Source organism: Streptomyces sp. NPDC033229 (assembly GCF_055576875.1).
On sequence record NZ_JBVIQR010000020.1, the window covers coordinates 35,764 to 60,473 of the forward strand.

Below are 24,710 nucleotides of genomic sequence, written 5' to 3' on the forward strand. Positions count from 1 at the left end.
TGTCCATGGGGTTCAGCCCCCCGGTCCGGCCGGTCGCCGTCGACGAGGAAACGCTGCGCGGCCATCTGACGGGCGCGGAGATTCCCGCGCTGCTGATGACGATCGCCCATCTGACCGGTGACGTATCGGTGCTGCGCGAGGACCTCCGGGCACCGGGCTGGCTGTTCGCGCCGCAAGGCGGGCTGACCGCCGAGCAGCAGGCCGAGGTCCGCGAGAGCGCGCTGGAGGTGCTTCTCCGGCTGGGTGAGAGGGGCCCGGAGGCGCTCCCGCGGCCGCCGGGCCGCGACCTGCTGCATGCGATCACGACGTGGGCCATGGGCTCGGACACCGAGGATCTGCTGCCGTTGCTCGCCGAGGAGCTCGTGGGCCCCGGCGACGACCCGAAGGCGCCCGGCTGGACCAGGGCCGGGCTGAGTCCCGGCAGTGATTTCCGGGTCGCCGTCATCGGGGCCGGGTTCAGCGGCCTGCTGGCCGCCCACCGCCTCGCCCAGGCCGGCGTCCCCTTCGTCGTCTACGAGAAGAACCCCGATGTGGGGGGCACCTGGTTCGAGAACACCTACCCGGGCTGTCGGACCGATGTGGCCAGCCATCTCTACAACTACTCCTTCGCCCCGAAGTACGACTGGCCCGATCACTTCTGCGGCCAGGACGTCGTCCTGGAATACCTCCGGGCGTTCGCGAAGGACTCCGGCGTCGGCGACCGGATCCGCTTCGGCACCGAGGTCTCCGCCATGCGATGGGACGACGAACGGTCGCTCTGGCACCTGACGCTGGACGGGCCGGCCGGCGAGAGGACGGCCCGGCACCACGCCGTCATCAGCGCCGTCGGGCAGTTGAACCGACCCCGGCTGCCGGACATCCCCGGCCGGGACGTCTTCGCCGGCCGGGCGTTCCACTCCGCCGCCTGGGACCACGGGGCCGATCTGTCGGGCAAGCGCGTCGCCGTCGTCGGTACCGGCGCCAGCGCCTACCAGATCATCCCGGAGATCGCCGAGGCCGCCTCCGAGGTCGTCGTCTTCCAGCGCAATCCGCCGTGGCTGCGGCCCACCCCGCACTACCACCAGCCGGTGCCGGACAGCGCCCGCTGGCTGTTCGAGCACGTGCCCTACTACGACCGGTGGTACCGGTTCTGGCTGTTCGCGCCCGGTCTGCGGGGCATCCTCGAAGGGTGGATCGTCGACCACGACCACCCGCCCACCGAGCGGGCGGTGTCGGCGCTCAACGAGCGCTTGCGCGCCACGCTGCTCCAGGCGATGGAGGCCCAGCTGGCCGACGCCCCGGAGCTGCGCGAGCTGGTGATCCCGGCGTACCCGGTCGGCGCGAAGCGGGTCCTGCGGGACGACGGACGCTGGCTCGCCACGCTCAAGCGGGACGACGTCCGGGTGGTGACCGCCCCCATCGAGCGGATGACCCCGTCCGGGCCCCGGGCCGGCGGCGAGGAATTCGACGTGGACGTGATCGTCTACGCCACCGGTTTCGAGGCCTCCCGCTTCCTCACCCCGATGAGGGTGACCGGCCGCGACGGCGTCGATCTCCACGACTCCTGGAACGGTGCGCCCCGGGCGTACCTCGGGATCACCGTCCCGGAGTTCCCCAATCTGTTCTGCATGTACGGCCCGAACACCAATCTCGTGGGACAGGGCGGCAGCATCGCGTACTTCTCCGAGTGCGCGGCCACGTACATACTCGATGCGATCCGGCTCCTGCTGGCGAGCGGCAGCCGCTCCCTGTCGGTCCGCGCGGAGGTGCACGACGCCTACAACGCGTGGGTGGACGCGGGCAACCGCGACCGCGCGTGGGGCTGGTCGAAGGTGGGCGGTTGGTACAACGAGGGCGGCCGTTCCGCCACCAACTGGCCTTATTCGGCCGGTGATTACTGGCGGCTTACCCACGCCGTCGATCCCGCCGAATACGAGCTGCGATGAACCGCTCCACAAACCGCTTCCGAGGCAAGCGAGGGTGTCGAGAGATGAACGAAACCAGCGGGCCGCTGTCGGCGGCCGCACGGGACATCGCCCAGGTCGCCGCCGGCCTTGCCGACGGCATGGACGGTGAGCGCCGGCTCAGCGCGGACGTGGTCAAGGCCATGACCGACGCGGGGTTCATGCGGCACTTCGTGCCGGCGGAGTTCGGCGGGCGGGTCGGTACGTTCCGGGAGTTGCTGGGTGCCGTGACCGCCATCGGCGAGAAGTGCGCGGCGTCCGCGTGGTGTGCCTCGCTGTTCGCGAGCACGCCCCGGCTCGTGTCGTTCTTCCCGCCGGAGGGCCGCGGGGAGGTGTGGGCCGAGGGACCTGACGCCGGTGTGGTCTGCTCGGTTCTTCCCTTCGGCGAGGCCGTCGCCGAGAAGGACGGCCTGCGGGTGTCCGGGCGGTGGCCCTACATCAGCGCCATCGAGTTCGCCGACTGGGTGATCGTGTGCCCGAAGGTGCTCGGCGACGGCGAGCCGGAGCTGCGGCTGGTCGTCGTGCCCCGGGCCGAATGCCAGGTGGAGGACACCTGGTTCAGCGTGGGGATGCGGGCGACCGGCAGCAATACCGTCGTGCTCGACGACGTCTTCGTCCCGGCCCACCGGATCGGGGACCGGACGGCGGTGTTCGCCGGCCGTCCGGCGGACCCGGGCGCCGAGCCCCCGGCCGCCCCGCTGGCTCCGCTGGCCGCCGTGAACGGCCTGACGTTCGTGGTCCCCGCCCTCGGCGCGGCCCGTGGCGCGCTGGCTCTGCTGTCCGATTACCTCGGGAAGAAGATCCGTGACACGCCCGCGCTGCCGGGGATGCCGGGGGTGGCGGGCAATCTGGCGACCTACGAGACCGTGCTGGCCCGCTCCGCCGCCGAGATAGACGCCGTGCAGCTGTTGTTGGAGCGCATCGCGGACCTGGCCGACCGCCAGGAGGAGATCACTCCCATGGAGGTCGCCAGGAACGCGCGGGACAGCGCGTTCGCCATCGAGGTGCTGGTCACCGCGGTCAACCGGATCTTCCGTGCCGCGGGGACGAACGGGCAGGCGGCCGACGGTCCCTTGCAGCGGCTCTGGCGTGACGTCAATTCCATGGCCACCCATCAGGCACTGCAATTCGAACCGACGGCCCGGAACTACACGCGGTCACTGTTTGCCAAGGCCTGATGACCCGACACCCGACCGCCCCCGAAACCGCATCAGAGCACGACCGGAACGCGAAGGAGCACATCGTGACCCGACCCCAGCCCTCCCCGGACCGCATCATGCAGACCGGCCTGGGTTTCGAAGCGTCGAAGACCCTGCTGAGCGCCGTCGAGGTGGGTGTCTTCACCGAGCTGGCCAAGAGCCCGGCGGACGCCCCGGCCCTGCGCGACCGGCTGGGCCTGCACCCGCGCGCGGCGGGTGACTTCTTCGACACGCTGGTGGCGTTGGGCTTCCTCCGGCGGATCGACGGCGTCTACCACAACGCGGGGGACACGGACGCGTTCCTGGACCGGGCCAAGCCGTCCTACGCGCACGTCGGCGGCATGCTGGAGATGGCGAACGCGCGGCTCTTCGGCATCTGGAACCATCTGACCGACACCTTGCGCACGGGTGAGTCACAGGACGAGTCGAAGTCCAGCGACCTGGACACCTACGACGCGCTCTACGCCGATCCCCTTCGCCTCAAGCAGTTCCTCTCGTCGATGACCAGCATCAGCCACGCGGCCAACCTCAAGATCGCCGAGCAGGTGCCGTGGGGGGACTACCGGACCCTGGCCGACATGGGCACCGCCCAGGGCGACCTGGCGGTGCAGGTCCTGCTGGCGAATCCGCATCTGACCGGGATCGGCTTCGACCTGCCGGCCGCCGCCCCCGTCTTCGACGAGTACGTCGAGGAGAACGGGCTGCGGGACCGGCTGCACTTCGTGGGCGGCGACTTCTTCGCCGAGGAGCTCCCGTCGGCCGACGTCATCACCTTCGGGCACATCCTGCACAACTGGGACCTGGAGAAGAAGAAGCTCCTTCTGGAGAAGGCATGGCACGCGCTGCCCAAGGGCGGTGCGGTGATCGTCTATGACTCGCTCATCGACGACGACCGGTCCGAGAACGCGTTCGCGCTGCTGATGAGCCTGACCATGCGGGCGGTGACCGACGGCGGATTCGGTTACACCGCGGCCGAGTGCGTGGACTGGATGACCGAAGCCGGATTCACCCGTACCCGGACGGAGCACCTCGTCGGGCCCGATTCGATCGTGGTGGGAATCAAGGAATGACATGACACGCGGTCCCGGCCTTGCCGGTGGCCGCCCCCACCCGGGGGAACACAGCCCGCAGGTGTACACGGCCCGGCGCCTGGACACGTACCCCTTTGCACACACCCCGCACACACGACAGACCTTCGACAGGACGACAAGAGGAGCACCGGATGCCCGATTCCCTGAAGGCGAACAAGGACCTCGTCTCCGAGTACATCGAGGCGTTCTACAACGCCAAGGACTTCGATCGTGCGAAGTCGCTGCTCACCGAGGATTTCGCCAACCACCACCCCGGGGTCGGCGCGGGCCGGGACCGGACGGTCGAGACCTTCCGGGAGCTGGCCGCCGGGCCGTTCCCGGCGTTCTCGCTGACGGTGCTGCGCATGATCGCCGAGGGCGAGTTCGTCTGGACCCACAGCGTGGCCAGGATCGCCCCGGACGCGCCGCCGGCCGTCGTGGTCGACATCTGGCGCGTCGAGGACGGCAGGCTGGCCGAGCACTGGGACGTGGGGCAGGCCGTTCCCGAGGGCACCACCCTGGACGAGATGGTCTCGGACGCCCGATGACGGCCAGGATGCGAGCGATCACCCAACGGTCCTTCGGCGGGCCGGAGGTGTTGGAGCTGACCGAGGTGGACCGTCCGCGTCCGTCGCTGAACGAGGTCCTCGTCCGGATCCACGCAGCCGGAGTGAACCCGATCGACGCGCATGTCCGCTCCGGCGCCGTCCCCTTTCTCGGTCCGCCGCCGTTCACCCTCGGCTGGGACGTCTCCGGCGTGGTCGAGGAGGTGGCTCCGGGCGTCACCCGCTTCGCCGTCGGCGACGAGGTGTACGGCATGCCGCTCATCCCGCGCGCCGCGGGTGGATACGCCGAATACCTCACGGCCCCCTCCCGGCAGTTGGCCCGTAAGCCGGCCGCCCTCGACCATCCGTCGGCGGCCGCGCTGCCGCTGGCCGGGCTGACCGCCTGGCAGGCGCTGGTGGACGCGGCGGCGGTCGGAAGCGGTCAGCGAGTGCTGATCCACGCCGGCGGTGGCGGTGTGGGTCATCTGGCGATCCAGATCGCCAAGGCCCGGGGGGCCGAGGTGGTGACGACCGCGAGCGCGGCCAAGCACGACTTCGTCCGCCGGCTGGGCGCCGACGAGGTCGTCGACTACCGCGCGGTCGACTTCGCGGCCGCGGTCGGCAAGGTGGACGTCGTGCTCGACGGTGTGGGCGGTGACACCGCGATACGTTCGCTGGAGGTGCTCAGGCCCGGTGGTTCCTTGGTCACGATCGTCGATATGCGCGATACCGGGCTCGCCGGCCGGGCGGCGGAGCGTGGTCTGCGGGTCATCGGGGTGACCGCCGAGCCGGACCAGGTGGGGCTGGCGGCGCTCGGGGAGCTCGTCGACACGGGCAGACTGCGGCCCCGCATCGACCGGGTGCTGCCGCTCGCCGAGGCCGTCGAGGCGCATCGGCTGATCGACTCCGGGTCCACCACGGGCAAGGTGGTGCTCACCCCGTGACACCGGATCAGGGGGCGCAGCGCACCCCCGCCAGCCTGTCCGGCGGATCCTGGCTGCGGGCCGTCGTTGCCGCCTGCGGCGGCGAGCGCCCTGCGGGCGCGTCCTCAAGCGCCGGACGGGCTGGATTCGGCTGACCTCCGTCGAAACAGCCCGCTGGGGGCACCTCCCAGCGGTAGCTGGGGGAGCTTGAGGACACCGCCGCGCAGCGGTGGTGCGGGGCGGCACGGGCCGCGGCGCCCGTCCACCCGACCCGCCGGACACGGCCTAAGTCACCAGCGAAAGCGCCGTGGGGAATCCCGAGGCGCGGGCCAGCGCCGCGGCTTCGCCTCGGGAGTTGACGCCGAGTTTCTTGAGGATCTTGGCCACATGGAATTTGACGGTGTGTTCGCTGATCTGGAGCTGCTGGGCGATCGTGCGGTTGCGGTGACCGTGGACCAGCCGCTCGAGGACGTCCAGCTCTCGGGGGTTGAGGCCGCCCAGGGGATCGCTGTGCGGGCGGTCGGGCGCCGTCAGCGGCAGCCGGGCCGTCACGATGGTGCCCCATTCCGGGACGGCGTCGACGTGCAGGGCGCCGTTGAGCGCCGCGACGCGGTCGGTGAGCCGGTGCACGGCGAGTGCCTCGGCGGCGAGCGTCCCCGGGCCGTCGTCACGGATGGTCGTGCGGAGTTCGGTGTCCTCGACCTGCCAGCTCACCCGGATCCGGCTGACGCCGCCCTGTTCGAGCATGGTCAGCACGGTGCCGCGGGCCGTGGTGAGCGCGGCCCGGGCGATGTCCGCGGGCAGCAGCCGCTGCCGGCAGTCGGGCGGGGAGAACTCCAGCTCCACATTGCTGTACCGGGAGAGCAGACCCAGCATGTCGGACAGCCGTCCGAAGGCACCGCCGACCGTCTCCTCGGGCGGCAGTTCCTCGTCCTCTCCGGTCGCCCGCAGCTCGACCAGGGCGGAGACCGCGATGTCGGTGGCGGTCCGGCGGGCGGCCTCGGCGTCGAGGGTGCGGGTGCGCAGGACGCCGAGCAGCGTGGTGAGCGTGGTGGCGTGGGCGTCGGTCAGATTGGCGACGACCCGGGCCCGCTCGCTGTTGGCGATCCAGGGGCCGGCCATGTCGACCGGCACCGCCTGGGGCATCAGATCGATCACCCGTACGGTCGCGAGGTCCCACAGCTGCTGGAGCACCGCGAGCACCCGCGGTTCGGGCGCGCCGCCGTCGGTGGGCAGCACCGCCAGCATGGCCCCGGCCGAGCCGGGTGGTGCGGAGGCCACGGCCAGCACCGGGCGGGGTGAGCCCGCGAGGCGTGCCTCGCCGAACCATGGTTTGCCGACGTCGACGTGCGTGGCGAGGGCCGCCAGCTCGGTGCTGGTGACGTCCTGCGTCAACTCGGCGTCACCGTGGTTCCACGTCGCCGACTTGGGACAGTCGCCGGTGAGCATGACCAGGGCGTGGTGCTGTACGAGGTCGGCCATGGCCCCCGACAGCGTGGACAGGATTTCCTTGAGGGGCGCCCGCATCAAAGCTTTCGCCACAGCCAGCGTGCGCTGCGGGTCCCCCCAGTCCGCATACACCATATGTCGATGGTAGTGGACACCCCACCTCCGCCTACCGGTCTTCCGGCTAGTCCTACCCAGCCGGAAGGCTAGGCCGAGAGTTCAGGACATAGGTTCAGGACATAGGTTCAGGACAGCGGTTCAGGACAACGTGGGAACACCTCGCCCCGGACGGCCGTGACTTCAGTGAACGTTCACTTCGATGACGCTAATCTGCCTCCTGCCCGGTGGATGATCCGCATCGACTGGCTCCCTCGGAAACCCGTAGAGCCCGCCTGACACCGTCTGCACCGGTCGGGCCGTGATCATTTTTGGGATGGCGCTGACTCCATGACCTGGTTCGAATCTCTTATCCTCGGGCTCGTCCAGGGCTTGACGGAGTTCCTGCCGATCTCGTCCAGCGCCCACCTTCGGCTGACCGCCGCGTTCGCGGACTGGCAGGACCCCGGAGCGGCATTCACCGCGATCACGCAGATCGGCACCGAGACCGCCGTCATCATCTATTTCCGCAAGGACATCGCGCGCATCGTCTCCGCCTGGTTCCGCTCCCTGTTCGACCGTCGGATGCGTCATGACCACGACGCCAAGATGGGCTGGCTGGTGATCATCGGCTCGATTCCCATCGGTGTGCTGGGCCTGCTGCTCAAGGACGCCATCGAGGGCCCGTTCCGTGATCTGCGGCTGATCGCCACCACGCTCGTCGTCATGGGCCTCGTGCTGGGTTTCGCCGACCGGCTCGCGGCGCGCGACGAGCAGGGCGGGCGGCACAGGGCCGTCAGGGAGCGCAAGAGCCTGGAGCAGCTCAATACGCGGGACGGGCTCATCTTCGGGGCCTGCCAGGCGATGGCGCTGATCCCGGGGGTCTCGCGGTCCGGCGCGACGATCAGTGGCGGGCTGCTCATCGGCTACACCCGGGAGTCCGCCGCCCGCTATTCCTTCCTGCTGGCCATCCCCGCGGTCCTCGCCTCGGGCCTCTTCGAACTGAAGGACGCGGGTGAGGGCCACACGGCGTGGGGGCCGACTATTTTCGCCACGCTCATCGCCTTCGTGGTCGGCTACGCCGTCATCGCGTGGTTCATGCGGTTCATTTCGTCCAGGAGCTTCATGCCCTTCGTGATCTACCGCGTCCTGCTCGGTCTGCTGCTGTTCGCGCTGGTGGGCGCGGATGTGCTGAGCCCGCACGCGGGCGAGAACGCGGGCTGAGAGCGACGGCCGGCTCCCTCTGCGGGTCGGGCCGGGGGCCGCCGCCGACGGAACGGCTGCCGCGATACCGGCTCCTTTGTCAGTGGCCTCCCTTAATCTGTTGCCGTGTCAACTACCGCCGCTCCCCCGCACCCGGACGCCACCGCCTTGAACGCCGCGATACGGGCGTTCCTGTCGGCGCGGCGCGGTCGGGCGTTGTCGGGATCCGAGCGGTCCGAGTACGAAGCACTGCGGGCGCGGTGGGTGGCGGCCGGGCGGGCGGGGTTCGAGACGGCGGCATGACGGGCCGCGGGACGAGGGACCGGGCGGGGGCCGGGAAGGACGTCAGGAAGACGGGGAAGACGGGAAGGACGTCGTCAGGAAGAGGGGGCCGAGGAGCGCAGGACCTCGGCGGCGCGTCGTAGTCGGTCGTCGCGCTCCCGCCGTGCGGCGGCGAGTTCCTTCGCGCGCTCCTTGATGAGCCGGTGCTGGTAGGCGGATTCCACCGCGCTCCACACACCGACCAGACGCGTCTTGTCCTTGCAGGCGACATCCGCCCGGGCGGTGGCGATCTCCCGGGCCGAGGCGCGGGGGCCGGCCGCCATGGACCGAGGGGCGTCCAGCGGGCCGGCGTAGGAGAATCCGTCGGCCTTCATGCAGTCCGACCACTTCCGCAGCACGGTGCGCACGCGTGCGTCGTTCTTCGACTGTTCGAACGAGTCCATGTTCAGCTGCCGTACGACGAGAGCGTCGGCCGGGAAGGAATCCGTGCCGGTGATCTTCCCTGCGGCCGCCGCGTTGCAGCCCTTCGGCGGGCTGCCGCCCGGCCCCGGCTTTCCGTCGGGGGTGCCCGACAGCGCCTGTTGCTGGCGCGCGGTGACCTGCGGGGGCGTCGGCGGTGTCGTGCGCTGTGCCAGGTGGTACCCGTAGCGGGCCGCTTGCTCCGGGGAGCTGATTCCGTATCGCCGCTCGTGCCGCGGCGCATCGGCGGCGACCGCCGGCGCGGGTGGCAGCGGCACTCCCGCCCGTTTCATGCATGCCGCGACGAGCAGGTCCAAGGCCGACCGGAGCTTCTGGTGGTCCTCGTGCGAGAGGAAATGGCCGTCCAGGGGCAGCGGGCCCGGCCCGGTACCGGCCGACGGGGTGGTGTGCACGGCCGGGGGTACGGACGGCCCCGCGGCCGGTGCGTCCTCCTCGCCACCCGTGGTGCAGGACGCCGTGGTCAGGCAGGCACCGCACACGAGCAGTGCGATCGAGAGCCGGGCCCTGCCGACGTGGGGGCGAGTCGGACGCGTCATGTGCTCCTGCCTTCCGGTGGGGTTCAGTTCACCAGGAAGGAGGCATTGTCATTCTTGGTCTTCACCAGATTGATCGCGCTGCACGCCGGCACCGTGTCGTACGGGCCGCTCCATCCGCTGTTGACGAACACCTTCACATCGCCGCGACACTGGCCGGGGAACTGATAGGTGGCGGAGGCGGCATTGTTCTTCACCGGCACGCCCTGACCCGGGCCGGGAGTGAGGAACCTGCCCGCGTCCTTCAGATTGGGAAATCCCTGGAATCCGGTGCTGAGGTCCCAGCCGGCCACCGAGCCCTGCTGGTTGGAGTTGTACCAGAGGCAGAATGCCCTGGCCCCGAGGCAATTCGGGTCCGGCGGTGCCGCCGCCTGCGCCGTGGGAGCGAGAGCGAGGGTCGCAACTCCCGTCAACGAGGCCGCGATGAGGGCATGCTTCAGTCGCATCGAACCACCTGCCATTCTGGGCGGACGCCTGGGCATTCACGTCCGGGCGAAAAGTGGGCACGTACGTTGCGGGCGCCCGGGCGTGACCTCGGAAAGGAAAAGCCCGGCTTTCGAGCAGGGCGAACCTAGCCCACCGGCAAAGAGCGTATCCATGGCATCCATCCCGAATGGCGGGGTATGCCCGTACGAAGGTCCCGCGTACCACCCCAAACCGCCCCGCGGGCAAGCGGCGGTGACCTGATTCCCCCTACTCCGCCTTCTCGTGCGCCCAGGCCCGCAGCGCCGCCCGGTCGTCGAACCGGGCGACATCGCGGTCCAGATTGCCCGCCGAGCTGTACTGGTGAAACGTCCAGGGGTGCTGGACGGCCGGGCGGCCGGCCGGGTGGTCGGGATCCGCGATCCACAGCCCGTCGCCCGCCTCGCTGGTCGTGTCGCGGTTGAGCCAGTAGTCGCGGTTGCAGTAGAGCACCACTTGATGGCCGGGCGCCTTGGAGCGCACATGGTTCAGCCAGCGGTCCTTGTCTCTGCACGGGACCTTCGGCTCTTCCCAGTCGAGGGCCAGGACGTCCCCCGGCTGCAATTTAATCTTGCCGAGGAAGTAGTTCCCCTGCGCGGACATCGACCCGGCCGTGACGTAGTGGTAGTAGCCGACCACGAGTCCCGCCGCACGGGCCCGGTCACGCTGGGCCACCCATTTCGGGTTGGTGTAGGAAACACCTTCGGTGACCTTGACGAAGACGAAGTCGTACCCGTCCACCGGGTACTTCTCGCTCTGATAACTGCTGACATCGATGCCGTGAATCATGCCGCCTCCTCCGGAATGCGGACATCTCACCTGAGAACGTGTCCGCAGTATCGATCCGGATCGGCGCGCTGGCGAGAGCTTCCTCGGGTGATTCCCGTGGCACGGCGGAACTGCGCAGGTCAGGAAAGCCGACCTGCGCAGTGGAAAGGCCCGGATCCGATCAGTGGCCGTGCCCGCTGCCGACCGCCGGTGTGCCCGCGGAAGCGGGCGACTGAGTCCAGTTCGGGGCCTTCGCCCCGGCCGGGGCCTTGCGGTAGGCGAAGTCCTCGAAGGTCATCAGGTAGTCCTTCTCCTTGGCCCGATAGCTGGTGCACGACTTCTTCGGGTAGGAGCCGCTGATCTCCACCTCGGGTGCCCATTTCAGGGTCAGGCAGCTGCGCTTCGGCTTTGTGCTCTTGAGCCAGTCGGTGGAGAGGACGTTCTCCCAGAAGGTGATGTGGGAGTCGTACGTCCCGTACACGAATGCCTGCGTGAACGGCCCGCCGTTGGCGGGGGCGGCGCTGAGGTCGACGATGTGATTGCCCATACGGCCGGCCGCTCCGGGCAGTCCGAAGCCTTCCGGGTGGTACGGGGCGGGCAGGGGCTTGGCCGCTTTCTCGTTGTCCGCGCAGTTGACGAAAATGGCACCACAGGGGCCGGTGCGGATGGCGTTACGCGCCTCGTAATCCATCATGAAGTAGTGGACGTCGAAGTGCGGCTTGTCGAAGACGTGTTCCGGGCCGTGGCCCACCGACTGCCAGTTGAACATCATCCACTTGAAGGGCAGCCCCTTGAGCTTGGGGAACCACAGCACCCGCTCGTGGCCGCCGCCGCATTCGGTGTTCGGGTCGACTCTGCCGTCGTTGTTCTTGTCGAAGCAGGTGTTCCCGTCGTGCCGGGGGGTCGTGGGCAGCGAATCGGCGGCCGCCTCGCTGACCGCGACGCCGATCACCTTCGGTGAGCCGTCGGGCTTACGGGAGTAGACCGTCTCGACATGGCCGTTGCCCAGCGAGGTCCGGTTCTCCACGATGAGATCACCGGCCTTGTCGGGGCCGGGATCGGACGCGCTCCGGGTGGTGTCCGGGCCCGATCGTCCGGATCCGCTCTGCTCCGCCGAGGCGGTGCTCGCGGTGATGTTCCCGACGGCCAGCGCGGAGGCGCCGAGTGCCGTCAACAGCAGTGCCATGAAGAGCAGCAGGGACGTGCGTGGCCTTCTTGTGGTCCGGTTCCTCTTCGTTCCGTTCACGTGCTTCCCCGTTCGTGGTTCAGAGTGTGTCGCAGAGTGCTCGGTCGCTCGCAGTCGGTCGGTGGTGTGGGGGTGCGGTAAGGGAGAAGCGGCCGTCAGCGCCAGTTCGGGGCTGCCGGCCGCTCCTCGTTCCGTGTGGCGCTCCGTGCTCGGCCCTACTCGGCCGGGGCCTCCCAGGCGAAGGGCACGAACGGCGGGTCGAGCTCGACGGCCGTCATGCGGTTCGCGAAGGTGGACATCGTGTACGTGCCGACGCCCATGACCACCTCGAGGGCGTTGCGCCGGGTGTAGCCGGCGGCGAAGAAGGCGTCGAACTCCTCCTTGCCGACCTGCCCGTGCTTGGTGAGCACGGTCAGGGTGAACTGGCGGATGGCCTCCAGGCGGGCGTCGGCGAGCGGCGCCTTCTCGCGCAGGGCGGCCAGCAGCTCGGCCGGTGCCTTCTGGCGGGTGAGCGTGGCCGAGTGCATGGCCACGCAGTAGTGACACTCGACGTAGGTGGCCACGGTCAGCACGACCACCTCACGCTCCAGCATCTCGAGCGAGGTCTGGTCGAAGGTGCCCACGGCCTTCATGAACGTGCCGAGCAGCTCGGGCGACTCCGCCATCGCAGCCACCGGCCCGGGCACGAATCCGAAGTTCTTCTGGGCACCCTCGACCATCGGGCGCGAGGCCTCCGGAGCGGTCTCGGGTGTGTGGAGCGTGAAGGGGGAGTCGGTCATGGTGTGTCTCCTTTGTGCTTTCGGCAAGGGATGCGGCGGACGGCGCTTCGGCGTCCGCCGGTCGGTGCGTCGTTCGTCCCGTGTGGGCTCGCGCGGGCCCGCCCGATCGGGCTGCCGGGCGGCGGCGCGAACCGTACGGCCGGTCACGGCCGGGTGTCCGCTCCGGCGACCACCCCCTCTCCCTGTGCGGCGGCCAGTGCGGCGCGCAGCTCGCCCGCCAGGGCGGCGAGGTGCGGCCGGGCCATCGCGGTGTAGTGGTCCCCCGGGACCTCGGTGATCTGGGTGATCCCGTGGTCGCCGGGAAGCAGGGCCGCCCACGCCGCGGTCGTCTCCCGGGTGGCGCCGCCGTCCTTGGCGCGGCAGAGGAGGGTCCGGCCGGCGAAGGTCGGGTGATGGCGCGGTTGATGCCTCATCAGGGCACGGGAGTTGCGGCAGAAGCGTTCGACGATCCGCTTCAGGGTGTCCGGGTCGATGTCATCGGGCAGGACGCCCTCCCGGCAGGCGTGGTCATGGAGCGCCTCGACGGAGGCCATGCCGTCGGCCGCCCGGAACAGCCCGGGCTCGGGGTCCCAGCGGTGTCCCGCGAGTCCCGCGAGGTCGCGGGCGAACCACGCGAGCAGCGCCGCGTCGTCGACGTCCTCGGGGGCACGGCCGCCCGGGGCCGCCTGCCCCGGGGGTTCCAGGAGGTCGATCAGGGCGATCAGTTCGACGTCCTTGCCCTCCTCGGTGAGCAGGGCCGATATCTCCAGCGCGAGGACGCCGCCCATGGACCAGCCGCCGAGGCGGTACGGGCCGTCGGGGAACCGTTCGGTGATCGCCCGCGCGTAGTGGGCGGCCATCGCCGGCACGGTGGTCGGCGGCTCGTCGAGGTCGGGGACCTGGAGCCCGTAGAAGGGCTGGTCGTCGTCCAGCAGGGAGGCGAGTTCGGAGTAGCACAGGACGTCGCCTCCCACCGGGTGGACGAAGATCAAGGGGACCGCCGTTCCCTCCGGCCGGATCGGCACCAGCGCGGCGCGCCGGTCGGCGGAGCCGTCGCCGGATTCGCGCAGGGTCTCGGCCAGCAGTTCGATGGTGGGCCGGGCGAAGAGCGTCGACAGGGGCAGTGAGCGGCCCGTGCGGCTCTGGATGCGGCCCATCAGCCGGACGGCGAGCAGGGAGTTGCCGCCGAGGTCGAAGAAGCTCGCGGTGACGCCGACCGGTCGTTCGTCGAAGAACTCTCCCCAGATGTCGGCCAGTTCCCGCTCCATCGCGTCCCGGGGCCGGACGGCCCCTTCCGCGCCGCGCGGGTGCGCGTCGGGCGCGGGCAGCGCCGCCCGGTCGACCTTGCCGTTGGCGCTCAGCGGCAGGTGGTCGAGGATCACGATCCGGTGGGGCACGAGGTAGTCGGGAAGCTCGGCGCGCAGGGCCCGGTCGAGCGCGCCCGTGGTGGCGGGCGCGTCGGTCGTGACGGCGCCGCCCGGCTCGTCGTCGAGGACGACGTAGGCGACGAGTCGCTTCGCCTCGTGCCGTTCGCCCGTGGCCGCCGCGACCGCCGCGCGCACCTCGGGCCGCCGGAGCAGCGCGGCCTCGACCTCGCCGAGCTCGACGCGATAGCCGTTGATCTTGACCTGGAAGTCCTCGCGGCCCAGGAACTCGATGTTCCCGTCGGGCAGCCAGCGGCCCAGGTCGCCGGTCCGGTAGAGCCGCTCGCCGGTCACCGGGTGGCGCGGGAAGCTCGTGCGGGTCTTCGTCTCGTCCCCGAGATAGCCGCGTGCCAGTCCGGTGCCGGCGATGTAGAGGTGACCGGGCACCCAGACCGGGCAGGGCCGGAGGGCGTCGTCCAGGACGTGGAAGCGTTGGTTGCGCATGGGCTTGCCGTAGGGGATGGCCGTCCAGGACGGGTCGACGTCCTCGACGCGGTAGCGGATCGACCAGATGGCGGCCTCAGTGGCCCCGCCCAGGCTCCAGATCTCGGCGCCGGGCACGAGGGCGCGGATCCGGTCGGGGAGGGTGACGGGGATCCAGTCGCCGCTCATCATGACCACGCGCAGTGACAGCAGTTCGCCGAGGCCCTCGGCGAGGGCGTGCTCGGTGAACATCTCCATCAGGGTGGGAACGCTGTTCCACACCGTGACGTCGTGCGCGACCATGAGTTCCGCCCAGCGGGCCGGTTCGCGGTGCGCGCCGGGCTCGGGCAGGACGACGGCACCGCCCGCGGCCAGCAGTCCGAAGACGTCGTACACCGACAGGTCGAAGTTGAGCGCCGAGAGCGCGAGGACCCTGTCGTGTTCGGTGATGCCGTAGGTGTCGTTGACGTCGCGGACGGTGTTGAGCGCGGCGCCGTGCTCGATCATCACGCCCTTGGGCAGTCCGGTCGAGCCCGAGGTGAAGATGACGTAGGCCAGATCACCGGGCGAGATGTCGGGCGCGGGCAGCGCGCTGTCCTCGGGAGCGACACCCGCCGCGGAGGCCTCGTCGACGGGCAGCCGCACGGTGTCCGCCGGCCAGTCCGTGGCGACCTCGACCCACGGCTGGGTGAGGACCACAAAGATCCCGGCGATGTCCAGCAGCCTCCGCAGCCGCTCGGCCGGTACGGCCGCGTCGATCGGGACGTACGCCGCGCCGGACTTGAGGATGCCGATGGCCGCGGCGAGCTGCTCCCAGCCCTTGTCCATGACGATGCCGACGAGGTCGCCGGGCCCCACCCCCTGGGCGCGCAGCGCGTGGTCGAGGCGGTTGGCGTGGCGGTCCAGTTCCCCGTAGGTGATCGTCCGCTCCGCCGTGAGAACGGCCGGCGCGTCCGGTGCGAGGGCCGCGCGGGCGACGAAGGGCTCGTGCAGCAGCCCGTCGGGGACGGGGCCGGCCGTGGCGTTGGACCCGGCCCGAACGTCGAGGTCGGCGGCGGGCACCAGGGCCGGGGCCGGGCGCCGCCACGCCTCGTCGTCCGCGCACAGTTCGCGCAGGGTCGCGATGTACGCGGTGAACATCGCGTCGATCATTCCCGCGGGGAAGATCTCCTCGATGACGTCCCAGTTGACGACCAGTTCGCCCGCGTCCTCCACGACCTGGTGGTCGAGCCACACCTGGGGGGTGCGGATGGAACTGCTGACCTCCCGGCCGGATTCCCCGAGCCCGACCAGATGCTGGGCGACCCCGGTGGAGGCGGCCGAGTCCTGGCCCGCGGCGAAGTTCACCATGCTCGCGAAGACGACCGGCATGGTGGCCATGGCGGCCGTGCCCCGCCGTCGGTTGAGCCGGCGCAGCACGTCGACACCGGAGACCTGGCTGTGCTCGAGGTCGGTCCACAGCTGTTTCTGTACCCGCTCGGCGCGGACGGCGAAGCCCTCGGACGCCGCGGCGTCCACCTCCAGCAGGGTGGTGGCGCTGAAGTTGCCGACGACCTTGCCGACGTCGGGGTGCAGGGGCAGCCGGTTGAAGAACAGCACGTTGAGGGTGAAGCGGCCCGACTTGCTCCAGGCGGCGAGGACTTGGGAGTAGGCCGTGCACAGCGCTGCCGACGGGGTGACGCCGGCGACCGTCGCCCGCCGCTTGAACGCGGCCCACGCCGACGCGTCGAGCCGGATGGAGCGGTGGGTGAACCGGGGGTGCTCGACGGTGGCCGGATTCTTGGCCAGGGGCAGCTCGGGGGCCGACGGCAGCGTGGGCAGCCGCTCGTCCCAGTACGCTTCCGCCGCCGTGTGCGGGGGCGTGCCTTCGATCGTCCGGGCCGTGCGGACGTAGTCCCGGTAGGTGAGCGACAGTTCGGCCAGCGCGTCGGCACCCTCGCGGTACACGGTCGCCCATTCCTCGAAGAGAAGGGAGGTGCTCCAGGCGTCGATGATGAGGGCATCGAGACCGATGTGCAAGCGGGTTCGGCGTTCGTCCAGGCGTGTGGCCCGGATGTCGAACAGTGGCCAGACGGAGGTGTCGAAGACCTGGTGCTTCATCTCCTCGTGGACGGCGGTGAGGCGCTCCTCGCGCGCGTCCTCCGGGTGGTCGCGCAGGTCGAGGGTGCGCAGCTCGTAGTCCGGCACACGGTCGAGCACCCGCTGGTAGCCGTCGGGGCTGACGACCGCGCGGAGCATGTCGTGCCGCGCGATCAGGGTGCGCAGGGCGGCGGCGAGCCGGTCCACGTCGGCCTCGACGTCGACTTCGAGGAAGAAGTAGGTGGAGACGGCTCCGAGTTCGAAGGCGCTGGTCCGGCCCACCAGATAGGCCTGCTGGAGGTCGGTGAGCCCGAAGGGCTCGTAGCGGCCCGCCTCGTCGCGGAGCAGGGCGGGGAGCGCGGAACCCGTGCCCGTGGTGGCGGCCGCCGTGGGCCCCGTCCCGGCGTCCGGATCCACGTCGTGGCTCGGCTCCGGGTCCTCCTCGCCGCGCAGGGCCCGTGCCTCGTCGCCGAGTTGCGTGATGCTGCGCCCTTCGAGGAAGGCGACCAGGGGCAGGGAGATGCCGAGTTCCCTCGCGAGCGCGTCCTTGACCTCCAGGGCCATGAGCGAGTCCAGGCCGAGGCCGGGCAGCGGCTCGTGCAGGTCGAGCTCGGCCGGGTCGGCGCCGAGCGCCCGGCCGACGATGCGCGTGAGAACGTCCCGTACGGGCTCGGCGGGCCCGGCGGCGGGGCGTGGTGCGGGAGTACGGACGGCCGGGGGCGGCGTCGGTGCCTTGCGGACCGCGGTCTCCGCGGGCCGGCCCTGGGCCGCGGGCAGCAGCCGGGCGCGCTCGGCCCGTTTGAGGTAGACGCCCTCGGCCTCGGCCACCGGGTGCCCGTCCTCGGTCAGCAGCCGTACGGTCGCGGCGATCGTCGAGGCGGGGTCCGCGGACGGCAGGGCCGTCGCGTGGCACAGCAGCGGCCGGGTCCGGTCGTAGTCGTGCAGCACGAATCGGTCCACGCCCACGAGCATGAACACCGCGTCGCGCGGGGTCCCTTCGGGCGGGCAGGCGAAGAGGGTCTGGAACATGGCGTCGGTGAGCCCGGGGTGCAGCAGATAGGACGCGGACTCCTCGGGCCGCGGCGCGCGCATCCGGGCGAGGGCCTCGCCGGGGGCGTGCCGGACCTCCTCCACCCACTGGGCCGATGTCCCGAGGTACACGCGGCGCTGCCACATGCGGTGGTAGAACTCCTCGCCGGTCGTCACGCCACCGAGGCGGGCGCGGACGGCGGCCGTGTCGACGGCGCCGGGCGGGGTCTCGGGGCCGGGGGCGGCCGTGCCCCGGGCGTGCTGCAGCCAGTGCGGGCCGTCGTCGCCCTGGTGTTCGGCGTAGTAGCCGAAGGAGTGCCGTCCGTCAGCGGCCGGTTCGACGAGGAGCTGGGCGTTCCTCGTCTCGCCCTGGTCGATGACCAGGCTCTGCAGGACCAGCAGGTCCCGCACCGTCACCGGGCCGGGGCGCCGGAGGTCGTGCACGGCCGCGAAGACCGCCTCCAGATAGACGCCGATGTTGACGACGGGCAGGCCGTCGACGACGCAGTCGCCCAGGCAGCGGTGGGTCAGGGGGCTCAGCCGGGACTCGTACTGGACCACCTCCAGCGGCGAGGACACCCGACGGCCGAGGAGCGGCCGGGCGGCGTCGCTCCCGGCCTGGTCGACGGGCTGGTCGACGGGCTGAGCGGCCGGTGCCGACGCGGGCGCGGCAGCCGGCGGGCTCGGTTCGAACCAGTGGCGGGTGCGCTGGAAGGGGTAGAGGGGTGCGGTGGTGCGCCGACGGCCGCGCCCGCTGTCGAAGGCGTCCCAGTCCACGGCAGCCCCGGCCGTGTACAGCGCGGCGAGGCTGTCGGCCAGCACCCGCCCGTCGCCGTGGCGGGGCCGCAGCGAGGGCAGGAACAGACACCCGCCCCCCTCCGGCTCCTCGGTGCCCTCGGCCGCCTCCGGGGCGAAGCAGTCCGCCATCCCCAGCAGGGTCGGGCTGGGTCCCGCCTCCAGGAAGACGCGGTGACCTTGGCCGTACAAGGTGCGCATGCCCGCGTGGAAGTCCACCGGACGCCGGATGTGGTCACGCAGATAGGCGGCGTCGTAGACGCCCTCGCCGAGGAGGGCCTCACCGGTGAGGTTGGAGATCAGCGGGATCCGTGCCGGACCGTAGGGGATCCGCGCGGCCTCCGCCTCGAACGCGTCGAGGACGGGGTCCATGAGCGGGGAGTGGAAGGCGCGGGTGACCCTGATCTCCTTGGTGCGGACGCCCTGTTCGGCGAGCGCCTCGCGCAGCCGTCCGACCGCGGCGGACGCCCCCGAGACCACGACGCTGTCCGGGCCGTTCACCGCGGCGAGGGACACCTCGGCCGCGTACGGCGCGAGGGCCTCGCGCACCCGCTCCTCCCCGGCGAGGACCGCGGCCATGGCGCCTTCCCCGCCGAGGTCGTGCATCAGCCGGCCGCGGTGCGCGGCCAGCCGCAGCCCGTCCTCGGGGCTGAGCACGCCCGCGACGGTGGCCGCGACCAGCTCGCCGACGCTGTGCCCGAGCACGGCGGCCGGGGTCACCCCCCAGGAGCGCCACAGCTCGGCGAGCGCGAACTCGACCGCGAAGAGCGCGGGCTGGGTGAACCGGGTCTCGTGGACGAGCCCCGCGTCCTCCGGGCGCGGGTGGAGCATCTCGCGCAGCGGGCGGCCGAGCAGCGGCCGCAGCTCCTCGTCGCACCGGTCCAAGGCGGCGCGGAAGACGGGTTCGGTGGCGTCGGCCTCCTGGGCCATGCCGGGGTACTGGGCCCCCTGGCCGGTGAAGAGGAACACCGGCCGGGTGCGGCTGCCGGCGGGGACGTACCCCCGCCGCGCCTCGCCCTGGGCGCCGCCCGCGAGCCGTTCGCGCAACTCGGCGGCGGTGGCGCCGGTGACGGCGAGGCGGTGCGGGAAGTGCGCCCGCGCGGTGTTGGCCGTGAAGCAGAGATCGGCGGCGCTGTCCGCGGCGGTCTCCTCCAGCGCGCCCAGGTGGTCGTGGTAGCGCTCCGCGAGGGCCGTCAGGGCGGCAGGGCTCTTCGCCGAGAGCGCCAGTACATGGGTCGTCCGGTCCCCCCGGCCGTCGCCCGCTTCCGTGGGGACGACGGTGGGGACGGGTGGTGCCTCCTCCAGCACGATGTGCGCGTTGGTGCCGCTGGCGCCGAAGGAACTGACAGAACCGGCGCGGGGGCCGTCGTCCGGCGCGGGCCACGGCGTGCGGACCGTGGGCACGCGCAGGCGCAGTTCGTCGAGCGGGATCTCGGGGTTGACCTCGCGCAGGTGCAGATGCGGCGGGATCTCCTTGTGGTGCAGGGACATGACGACCTTGATGAGTCCCGCGATCCCGGCGGCGGGCTCCAGATGGCCGACGTTGGTCTTCACCGACCCGACCAGGAGCGGCTCGGTGCCCTCGTGCTCGCCGAGCGCGGAACGCAGCGCCCGCATCTCGATGGGGTCGCCGAGCGGGGTGCCCGTGCCGTGCGCCTCGACGTAGCCGATGCGACGGGCGGGTACGGCGGCGATGGCCATCGCCCGCCGGATGACGTCCTTCTGCGCACTGGCATTGGGCACGGTGACGCCGCTGCTGCGGCCGTCCTGGTTCACCGCCGAGCCCCGGATCACCGCCCATACGCGGTCGCCGTCGGCCTCCGCGTCGGACAGCCGCTTCAGGACGACCATGCCGCAGCCCTCGCTGCGCACATAGCCGTCGGCGGCGGCGTCGAAGGTCTTGCAGCGGCCGTCGGGGGCCAGCATGCGGGCCTTGGACAGCACCACGAACCACTCCGGGGAGAGCAGGACGTTGACCCCGCCGGCCAGGGCGGTCGAGGACTCGCCGGAGCGCAGGCTCTGCACGGCCAGGTGGACCGCGACGAGCGAGGAGGAGCAGGCCGTGTCGACGGACAGGCTGGGCCCGTTGAGGCCGAGCCAGTACGACAGCCGGCCCGCGGCGAACGTCGAGGCGTTGCTGGTGAGGGCGTGGGCCTCCAGCCGCTCGGGGGCCACCTGGTACAGCTGCTGCTGGCCGTAGTCGTTGTTGGTGATGCCGAGGAAGACGCCGGTGGCGCTGCCCGCCAGGCCGTCGGGGCGCCGGCCCGCGTGCTCCAGCGCCTCCCAGCCGGTCTCCAGCAGCAGTCGCTGCTGCGGGTCGAGGGTGGCGGCCTCGCGCGGCGCGATGCCGAAGAAGGACGCGTCGAAGCGGTCCACGTCGGCCAGCAGCCCGGCCCGCCGGGTGTAGGTCCGGCCGGGCGCCCGGGGGTCGGGGTCGTGGAAGCGTCCGGTGTCCCAGCGGGAGTCGGGGATCTCGCAGATGCCGTCCCCGCCGTCGCGCAGGAACTCCCAGAAGGCCTCCGGCCCGTCGGCGCCACCGGGCATCCGGCAGGCCATGCCGACGATCGCGATGGGTTCCGTCCTGGCCCGCGTCTGGGCGGCCACCTCGGCGCGGAGCCGGCGGATCTCCTGGATGCTCCGGACGAGCACGGCGTTGCGGTCGGTCTCCCGGCCCTCGGGCCGGGAGGCGTTGTCACCGGTGATGTCACCGGGCTCGGTGATCGTGGTCATCGTGTGCTCCCCGTTGCACGTATTTCGTCGGCCAGGATCGCGAGGAGCCGGTCCTCGGAGAGGCCCTCGACGGATTCCTCGACGGGTTCCTGGGCGGCTTGCTCGGCGTACGGCCGCTGATGTCCCGGGTGCCGCGGAGCATCCGGTGCGGCTGCTCCGGCTGCTCGGGCTGCTCCGGCTGCTCGGGCCGCTCCGGCTGCTCGGGCCGCTCCGGCCGCTTCGGCCAGGTGGTCGGTGAGGCCGTTGACGGTGGGGTGTTCGAACATGACCGTCGCGGGCAGCTTGCGCCCGAGCCGTGCTTCGACCCGCCGCCGCACCTGGGTGGCGAGCAGGGAGTCCATCCCCATCTGGAAGAAGCCGCTGTCGGGGTCGACCCGGTCGCGGTCGATGTGGAGGAGATCGCTCACCGCGTCGAGCACCGCGGCGAAGACGCCGTCCCGGTCTTGTCCGGTGTCCGGTGGCGCCTGGTGCCGCGTTCCCGACGCGGGAGACGGCACGGGAGACGACGCGGGCGGCGTCGCCGGGGCCGGGCGGGGGCTTCCGGCCCCGGGCCCGCTCCGGAACCAGAACCGCTCCCGCTGCCAGGCGTAGGACGGCAACGCCACCGCACGCCCCTCGGCCGGGAACACCGCGTCGGCGGGCACGGGGAAGCCGTGGGCGTGCAGCGCCCCCAGCGACGCGGCCATGGCCCGGCGCTCCCCTTCACCGCTCCGCGCGAAGGGCAGCAACAGGCCTTCCTTCCCGGCGGGTTCGAGTACCTGCTCGACGGCGGACAGCAGGGTGGGGTGCGGGCTCATCTCGACGAAGACACCGTGGCCGCCCTCCAGCAGCGTGCCGACGCCGTCCCCGAACAGCACGGGTTCGCGCAGGTGGCGTGCCCAGTACGCGGCGTCGAAGCCCGTTCCGTCGCAGATGTGGCCGGTCACGCCCGACAGGACGGGGATCTTCGCCGTCCTCGGGGTGATGCCGGCCAGTCCGGCGAGCAGGTCCGCGCGCAGCGGGTCCATCTGTGGGCTGTGCCAGGCGACGTCCGTCCCGACCGGCCGGCACAGGACATTGCGCGCGCGCAGCTCGTGGGCGATCTCGTCCAGCGTGCCGGGGTCGCCCGAGAACATCGTGGAGACGGCGCTGTTGCACACGGCTACCGACACCCGGTCCCGGCGCCCGTCCAGCAGCGCCTCGGCTTCCGTCCGGGGCAGGGCCGCCGCCAGCATCGAGCCCTGGCCGCGGACCCGGCTCAGCAGGTCCGCGCGTCGGCAGACGATCCGCGCCGCGTCGTCCAGGCTCAGCACCCCGGCGACGTACGCCGCGGCGACCTCGCCCATGCTGTGGCCGATGACGGCGTCGGGTTCGACGCCCAGGGAGCGCCAGTGGGCGGCGAGGCCCACGCCGACGGCGAACAGGGCGGGCTGGCTGAGGCCCTGGTCCCGGGGCTCGGCTCGGTCGTCCCCCGCGTCGCCGGTGCGGTGGATCTCCTCGACGACCGACCGGCCGGTCCACCGGCGCAGGGCCGCGTCGGCCTCCGTGACGGTGTCGCGGAAGACCGGGCAGGCGTCCATCAGCTCACGGCCGGTGCCGGCGCGCGGGGCACCCTGGCCGGGGAAGACGAAGACCACACCGCGGTCGACTGCGGTGGTGGTGGAACCGGTCACGACGCCGGTGCCGCCACGGCCCTCGAGCCACTGTGTGAGCTGTTCGGCCGCCTCCTCGTGGGAGTGGGCGACGACGGCGCAGCGGTGTTCGTGGTGCGTCCTGCGGTGGGCCGCCGACCAGGCGATGTCCCGCAGCGGCACGGCGCGGCCCGGGGCCGAGAGGAGGAAATCGCGGTAGGCCTCGGCCATGGGGGCGAGGGCCCGCCGTGTGGGGGCCGAGACCGGGATCAGCCAGGGCCCGGGGCCGGTTCCGCCGTCCTGGGCCTCCGTGGTCACAGGCCGCTCGGCGGGCGCGGGGCCCAGGATGACGTGGGCGTTGGTGCCGCCCGCCCCGAAGGAACTCACCGCGCCATGACATCGCTCGTCGGGTACGTCCCAGTCCCGGGGTGCGGTGGGGACGTAGAGCCGGCTGTCGTCGAGGGAGAGGTGCGGGTTGATGGTCTCGAAGTGCAGGTTGGGCACGATCCGGCGGTGGTGGATGGAGAGCGCCGTCTTGATCATTCCGACGAGGCCCGCGCCCGCCTCGACATGCCCCACGTTCGTCTTGACCGAGCCGAGGGCGCAGCTGTCGCCGTCCTCGTCCACCCGCCCGTACACCGAGTCCAGGGCCTCGACCTCGATCGGGTCGCCGAGGGCGGTGCCGGTGCCGTGCGCTTCGAGCAGGGTGATCTGCGAGGGTCGCAGCCGGGCGTTGGCGAGGGCCCGCTCGATGACATCGCGCTGGGACCGGCCGTTGGGTGCGGCGAGACCGTTGGTCAGCCCGTCCTGGTTGACCGCCGTGCCGCGGATGACGGCCCAGATCCGGTCCCCGGCGGCCTCCGCGTCGGGGAGCCGCTTCAGGACGACCGCGCAGACGCCCTCGCCGCGGACGTAGCCGTCGGCGCGCGCGTCGAAGGTCTTGCACCGGCCGTCGGCGGCGATCGGCAGGCCCTTGGTGTGGGCCACCATGGCGTGCGGCGAGAGGATCAGGTTCATCCCGCCGACGACCGCCGTGTCGCACTCCCCGGTGCGCAGGCTGGTGGCAGCGGTGTGCACGGCGACGAGCGAGGAGGAGCAGGCGGTGTCGATGGCCATGCTCGGACCGCGCAGGTCCAGGAGGTAGGAGAGGCGGTTGGGGATGGCGAAGGCGAGGCCGCCGAGGACCGTGTAGGTGTCGATGTCGGCCGGGTCGGCGAGCTGCATCTGGAGGTAGTCGGAGCAGTTGGTGCCCACGAACACCCCGGTGGCGCTGCCGCTCAGCCGCTTCCTGGTCAGTCCCGCCTCCTCCAGGGCCTCCCAGGCCACTTCGAGGAAGAGCCGCTGCTGCGGGTCCATGCGTTCCGCCTCGCGGGGCGAGATCCCGAAGAAGTACGGGTCGAAGGCGTCGACGTCGTCGAGGAAGCCGCCGTAGCGCACGGCCGTCCGGCCGGGCGCCTCGGGGTCGGGGTCGTAGAAGGCGTCCATGTCCCAGCGGGAGGCGGGGACTTCGCCGATCCCGTCGACGCCGTTGACGAGCATGTGCCAGAAGGAGGCGGCGGAGGTGACACCGCCGGGGAGCCGGCAGCCGATGCCGACGACGGCCAGCGGTGCGCGCCGGGCGTCCTCCAGCGCGTCGATCTTCGCCCGCAGGTCCTTGATTGCCGTGAGCGCCTTGGCCAGGCGCGGGTCGGGCGCCCCCGCGCCCGGCTCGCGGGAAGTACTCATC

Annotated in this window: 15 protein-coding genes; 7 read left to right on the forward strand and 8 right to left on the reverse strand. The window is 71.6% G+C overall.

Going from position 1 to position 24,710, the window contains the following annotated elements; genetic code table 11:
- The first annotated feature begins 5 nt into the window (after positions 1-5).
- From ACZ53N_RS19035 to ACZ53N_RS19055, 5 genes are all read left to right on the forward strand, one after another.
- Complete coding sequence (locus tag ACZ53N_RS19035; RefSeq protein WP_469141987.1) at positions 6-1,925, forward strand: flavin-containing monooxygenase; 1,920 nt, start codon at positions 6-8, stop codon at positions 1,923-1,925.
- 44 nt (positions 1,926-1,969) lie between these two features.
- Complete coding sequence (locus tag ACZ53N_RS19040; protein ID WP_469141988.1) at positions 1,970-3,121, forward strand: acyl-CoA dehydrogenase family protein; 1,152 nt, start codon at positions 1,970-1,972, stop codon at positions 3,119-3,121.
- Between the two features lie 65 nt (positions 3,122-3,186).
- Positions 3,187-4,212: a methyltransferase gene (locus ACZ53N_RS19045; RefSeq protein ID WP_469141989.1), complete on the forward strand. Its 1,026-nt coding sequence runs from the start codon at positions 3,187-3,189 to the stop codon at positions 4,210-4,212.
- Positions 4,213-4,364: 152 nt separating this feature from the next.
- A complete protein-coding gene (locus ACZ53N_RS19050; RefSeq protein ID WP_469141990.1) occupies positions 4,365-4,760 on the forward strand; it encodes a nuclear transport factor 2 family protein in 396 nt (131 codons plus the stop codon).
- 8 nt (positions 4,761-4,768) lie between these two features.
- Complete coding sequence (locus ACZ53N_RS19055) at positions 4,769-5,701, forward strand: NADP-dependent oxidoreductase (RefSeq protein WP_469141991.1); 933 nt, start codon at positions 4,769-4,771, stop codon at positions 5,699-5,701.
- Between the two features lie 264 nt (positions 5,702-5,965).
- Here ACZ53N_RS19055 and ACZ53N_RS19060 read toward each other — a convergent pair whose 3' ends face one another.
- A complete protein-coding gene (locus ACZ53N_RS19060) occupies positions 5,966-7,264 on the reverse strand; it encodes a helix-turn-helix transcriptional regulator (RefSeq protein ID WP_469141992.1) in 1,299 nt (432 codons plus the stop codon).
- Between the two features lie 309 nt (positions 7,265-7,573).
- Between ACZ53N_RS19060 and ACZ53N_RS19065 the strand changes: the two genes are divergently transcribed.
- On the forward strand, positions 7,574-8,446 hold the full coding sequence (locus tag ACZ53N_RS19065) for an undecaprenyl-diphosphate phosphatase (protein ID WP_469141993.1): 873 nt from the start codon (positions 7,574-7,576) through the stop codon (positions 8,444-8,446).
- A gap of 105 nt (positions 8,447-8,551) precedes the next feature.
- Entirely contained in the window at positions 8,552-8,728 is a 177-nt protein-coding gene (locus ACZ53N_RS19070; RefSeq protein ID WP_469141994.1) for a hypothetical protein, read from the forward strand.
- Between the two features lie 74 nt (positions 8,729-8,802).
- Here the strand turns inward: ACZ53N_RS19070 and ACZ53N_RS19075 are convergent, their stop codons facing one another.
- The 7 genes from ACZ53N_RS19075 to ACZ53N_RS19105 form a co-directional block, all read right to left on the reverse strand.
- Entirely contained in the window at positions 8,803-9,723 is a 921-nt protein-coding gene (locus tag ACZ53N_RS19075; RefSeq protein WP_469141995.1) for a hypothetical protein, read from the reverse strand.
- A 23-nt stretch (positions 9,724-9,746) separates the two neighbouring features.
- The gene (locus ACZ53N_RS19080; protein ID WP_469141996.1) at positions 9,747-10,181 is read right to left on the reverse strand and encodes a hypothetical protein; all 435 of its coding nucleotides are present in this window, start codon (positions 10,179-10,181) and stop codon (positions 9,747-9,749) included.
- 232 nt (positions 10,182-10,413) lie between these two features.
- Positions 10,414-10,971 (reverse strand): glycoside hydrolase family 25 protein, encoded by a 558-nt coding sequence (locus tag ACZ53N_RS19085; protein WP_469141997.1) that lies wholly within the window; start codon positions 10,969-10,971, stop codon positions 10,414-10,416.
- A 160-nt stretch (positions 10,972-11,131) separates the two neighbouring features.
- Positions 11,132-12,196: a hypothetical protein gene (locus tag ACZ53N_RS19090; protein ID WP_469141998.1), complete on the reverse strand. Its 1,065-nt coding sequence runs from the start codon at positions 12,194-12,196 to the stop codon at positions 11,132-11,134.
- A 155-nt stretch (positions 12,197-12,351) separates the two neighbouring features.
- On the reverse strand, positions 12,352-12,915 hold the full coding sequence (locus ACZ53N_RS19095) for a carboxymuconolactone decarboxylase family protein (protein ID WP_469141999.1): 564 nt from the start codon (positions 12,913-12,915) through the stop codon (positions 12,352-12,354).
- Between the two features lie 143 nt (positions 12,916-13,058).
- Positions 13,059-21,374 carry a hybrid non-ribosomal peptide synthetase/type I polyketide synthase gene (locus tag ACZ53N_RS19100; RefSeq protein WP_469142000.1) on the reverse strand — a complete coding sequence of 2,772 codons (8,316 nt, stop codon included), beginning with the start codon at positions 21,372-21,374 and terminating at the stop codon, positions 13,059-13,061.
- Positions 21,371-24,709, reverse strand: a complete 3,339-nt coding sequence (locus ACZ53N_RS19105; RefSeq protein WP_469142001.1) for a type I polyketide synthase — start codon at positions 24,707-24,709, stop codon at positions 21,371-21,373. The genes ACZ53N_RS19100 and ACZ53N_RS19105 overlap by 4 nt, the downstream gene beginning before the upstream one ends.
- Position 24,710 lies beyond the last annotated feature (1 nt).

What these genes read in the sequence shown, in the direction of transcription:
- ACZ53N_RS19055 (WP_469141991.1), top strand. Translation starts at nt 4,769, where the DNA reads ATGCGAGCGATCACCCAACGGTCCTTCGGCGGGCCGGAGGTGTTGGAG.
- ACZ53N_RS19035 (WP_469141987.1), top strand. Translation starts at nt 6, where the DNA reads ATGGGGTTCAGCCCCCCGGTCCGGCCGGTCGCCGTCGACGAGGAAACG.
- ACZ53N_RS19065 (WP_469141993.1), top strand. Translation starts at nt 7,574, where the DNA reads ATGACCTGGTTCGAATCTCTTATCCTCGGGCTCGTCCAGGGCTTGACG.
- ACZ53N_RS19095 (WP_469141999.1), bottom strand. Translation starts at nt 12,915, where the DNA reads ATGACCGACTCCCCCTTCACGCTCCACACACCCGAGACCGCTCCGGAG.
- ACZ53N_RS19075 (WP_469141995.1), bottom strand. Translation starts at nt 9,723, where the DNA reads ATGACGCGTCCGACTCGCCCCCACGTCGGCAGGGCCCGGCTCTCGATC.
- ACZ53N_RS19105 (WP_469142001.1), bottom strand. Translation starts at nt 24,709, where the DNA reads ATGAGTACTTCCCGCGAGCCGGGCGCGGGGGCGCCCGACCCGCGCCTG.
- ACZ53N_RS19040 (WP_469141988.1), top strand. Translation starts at nt 1,970, where the DNA reads ATGAACGAAACCAGCGGGCCGCTGTCGGCGGCCGCACGGGACATCGCC.
- ACZ53N_RS19100 (WP_469142000.1), bottom strand. Translation starts at nt 21,374, where the DNA reads ATGACCACGATCACCGAGCCCGGTGACATCACCGGTGACAACGCCTCC.
- ACZ53N_RS19085 (WP_469141997.1), bottom strand. Translation starts at nt 10,971, where the DNA reads ATGATTCACGGCATCGATGTCAGCAGTTATCAGAGCGAGAAGTACCCG.
- ACZ53N_RS19060 (WP_469141992.1), bottom strand. Translation starts at nt 7,264, where the DNA reads ATGGTGTATGCGGACTGGGGGGACCCGCAGCGCACGCTGGCTGTGGCG.
- ACZ53N_RS19080 (WP_469141996.1), bottom strand. Translation starts at nt 10,181, where the DNA reads ATGGCAGGTGGTTCGATGCGACTGAAGCATGCCCTCATCGCGGCCTCG.
- ACZ53N_RS19050 (WP_469141990.1), top strand. Translation starts at nt 4,365, where the DNA reads ATGCCCGATTCCCTGAAGGCGAACAAGGACCTCGTCTCCGAGTACATC.